The following is a 2501-nucleotide window of genomic DNA, read 5'->3' as shown; positions in this document are numbered from 1 at the left end:
GGCGAGGGCCGGACCCGCTTCTTCTGTTGTCCGCCGGAGGTCAGAGGTAGGGGCCGGAGCGGATCGCGCCGTGGCCGCCGTCCTCGTCGTCGTGCGGGCCGCCCGGCGGGAGGGCGCGGCGCATCTGCTCCAACTGGGCCCGCGCCGCCATCTGCTGCGCGAACAGGGCCGTCTGGATCCCGTGGAAGAGGCCCTCCAGCCAGCCCACCAACTGAGCCTGGGCGATCCGCAGTTCGGCCTCGGAGGGAATGGCCTCCTCCGTGAACGGGAGTGACAGGCGCTCCAGTTCCTCCACCAGCTCCGGGGCCAGGCCGTCCTCCAGCTCCTTGACCGAGGCGGCATGGATGTCCTTGAGCCGCACCCGGCTCGCCTCGTCGAGAGGCGCGGCACGTACCTCTTCCAGGAGTTGCTTGATCATGCTGCCGATCCGCATGACCTTGGCGGGCTGTTCGACCATTTCCGTCACCGGGACCTCGCGCGACTCGTCATCGGCGTCGCCGACCGCCGTCCCGTCCTGTCCCACGATCAGGACGTGCGGGGGGCTGTCCTGCGACCGTTCACTCCTCGGCATCTCCATGCCGTCATTCTCTCGCACACCTCCGTCCTCACACGGTGTGCCCCCGTACAGTCGTGATCCACCCTGTACGGGGGCACCGGCCCGGTACCGGTCTCAGGCCTTGGCCTACCCCGCGGCCCGGCGGGCCAACGCGCCGCTGGAGCGGGTGACCAGGGCCGCCAGCAGGGCCGCGCCCAGCGGAACCACGACGAGCAGCCCGCCGAGGGTCTCCCACGGCACGGAGATCGGCACGAACGGCACGGCGTCCGACACCGTCGAGAAGCCCTGTTCGATCGACTCCCGGTAGAGCGCCTCCGCTTCCCGCTGCTGTGTCAGACGCAGGCCGACGGCGGGCAGGATCCCGGCCGCCGATCCGAGGACGACGCCCATGAGGGCGACCACCCCGCACTGGAAGCCGCTCAGCGTCCGCCGCACCCGCGGTGGCGCGCCCACCGCGGCCAGTGTCTTCAGGTCGGCCTCGGCGTCGGCCTGGGCCAGCCCGGTGGCGATGCCGGCCGCGCCGATGGTGACGATCCCCGCGAAGATGGCGAGGGCGAGCATGACGAGGCTGTTGTCGCCCTGGTAGCCGTTCTCGATGCGCAGGGAGGCCTCCACGCCCATCCGGTCGATCTCGCCGTCCAACTTCTGGCGCTGCTCGCTGGATGCGGGGCCGTCGAGGCTGAAGTACGAGCCCACGGGGGCGGTGGCCAGTCCGGCGGCCTTGGCCGCCGAGGGCGGCAGGATCAGTTCGACGCCCCAGCCCTCGACCGAGTCGGGTGCCAGGTGTACGGGGAGGAGCCTGTCCTCACCGGGCGCCTCGTCGTAGCGCCCGCGCATGATGTCGTCCTCCCCCGGGTCGGTGATGATCCGCAGGGTGAGCTTGCCGTCCTTGACCTGGCGCTTGTCGAAGGAGACGGCCTGGCCGGCCTTGAGGGCGGCCACGGTGCCCGGGTCGGTGACCGCGAGCACGCTCAGCACCTTCTCGTCGCCCACGAGGACGGAGTGCTGCGTGCCGTGCCGGGGCTCCTTGCAGCGCCAGTCCTGGCGCAGTTCCTTCCGCTGCTCCACCAGGATGGCTTCGCTGCCCTTGGTGTCCTCGTAGAGCGGGCAGCGCTGGTCCTTGGGCGTGATGATTTCGGCGCGGCCGCAGCCGGGGTCCGAGGAGAACGACTCGCAGCTCGGCTTGCCGACGACCAGCCGCTCGATGTCCGCCCGCTGCGCCAGCGGCATCTCCTTGGCGAGGGCCTCGCGCAGGGCGGGCACCTCCTTGTACGCGCCGTTCTCGTTGCCTTCCAGCAGTCCGGTGCCGTGGGGCAGGATGGCCCGGTACTCCTGGCGCATCTGGACGTCGTTGCTCTGCTGGTACGTCGCCACGGCGACGGTTCCGGCGACGGCGGCCAGTACGGCGGCCACGGCGGGGGCCGTACGCCCGCGGTTGCGCACGGCGTCGCGCAGCGCGAGCCGCGGCGACAGCGGCAGCCACCGGCCGAGCCGGCCGAACAGGCCGACCAGGACCGGGGTGAGTGCGACGATGCCGAGTTCGGCGAGGGCGCTGCCGCCCGCCACGACGGTGCTGCCCAGCTTCGAGGTGGTGCCGTAGAGGGCGATCGCGGCGCCGGCCGCGACGGCGATCAGGCCGAGGACGGGCAGTACGCGGTTGGCTTTGCGGATGCCGCGGCGGCCGGTCAGCGAGGCCAGCACGGTCTGCCGGGAGGCGGTGACGGCCGGGACGATCGCGGCCAGCAGGCCGGTGATCACGGCGAGCAGGGCGATGCCGGCCAGTTCCAGCGGGCGGAAGTCGAAGCCGCCGAAGCGGTTGCCGAGCGTCTCCTCCAGCACGGGGCGCAGGAGGACGGTGAGCAGGATGCCGATGACGGTGCCGGTCACGGCGGCGACGGCGCCGAGGACCAGGCCGCCGGAGAGCACGATGGAGCGGATGTGGCGC

General features: G+C 72.1%; 2 protein-coding genes. Both read right to left on the bottom strand.

Translation table 11 applies throughout. The features are described from left to right. Nucleotides 1-40 precede the first annotated feature (40 nt). Complete coding sequence (locus ACWGIU_RS35370) at nucleotides 41-577, bottom strand: bacterial proteasome activator family protein (protein ID WP_314243029.1); 537 nt, start codon at nucleotides 575-577, stop codon at nucleotides 41-43. Nucleotides 578-682: 105 nt separating this feature from the next. Beyond that, a partial coding sequence (locus ACWGIU_RS35365; RefSeq protein WP_453712190.1) for an FtsX-like permease family protein occupies nucleotides 683-2501 on the bottom strand: 1819 nt, incomplete at its 5' end.

It is taken from the genome of Streptomyces sp. NPDC054840, from assembly GCF_053611065.1.
Note: the sequence above shows the minus strand (reverse complement) of the source record. Positions and strands in the feature narration are given on the sequence as shown.

Excerpts from the sequence above, each read along its gene's own strand:
- ACWGIU_RS35370 (WP_314243029.1), bottom strand. The coding sequence starts at position 577 with ATGGAGATGCCGAGGAGTGAACGGTCGCAGGACAGCCCCCCGCACGTC.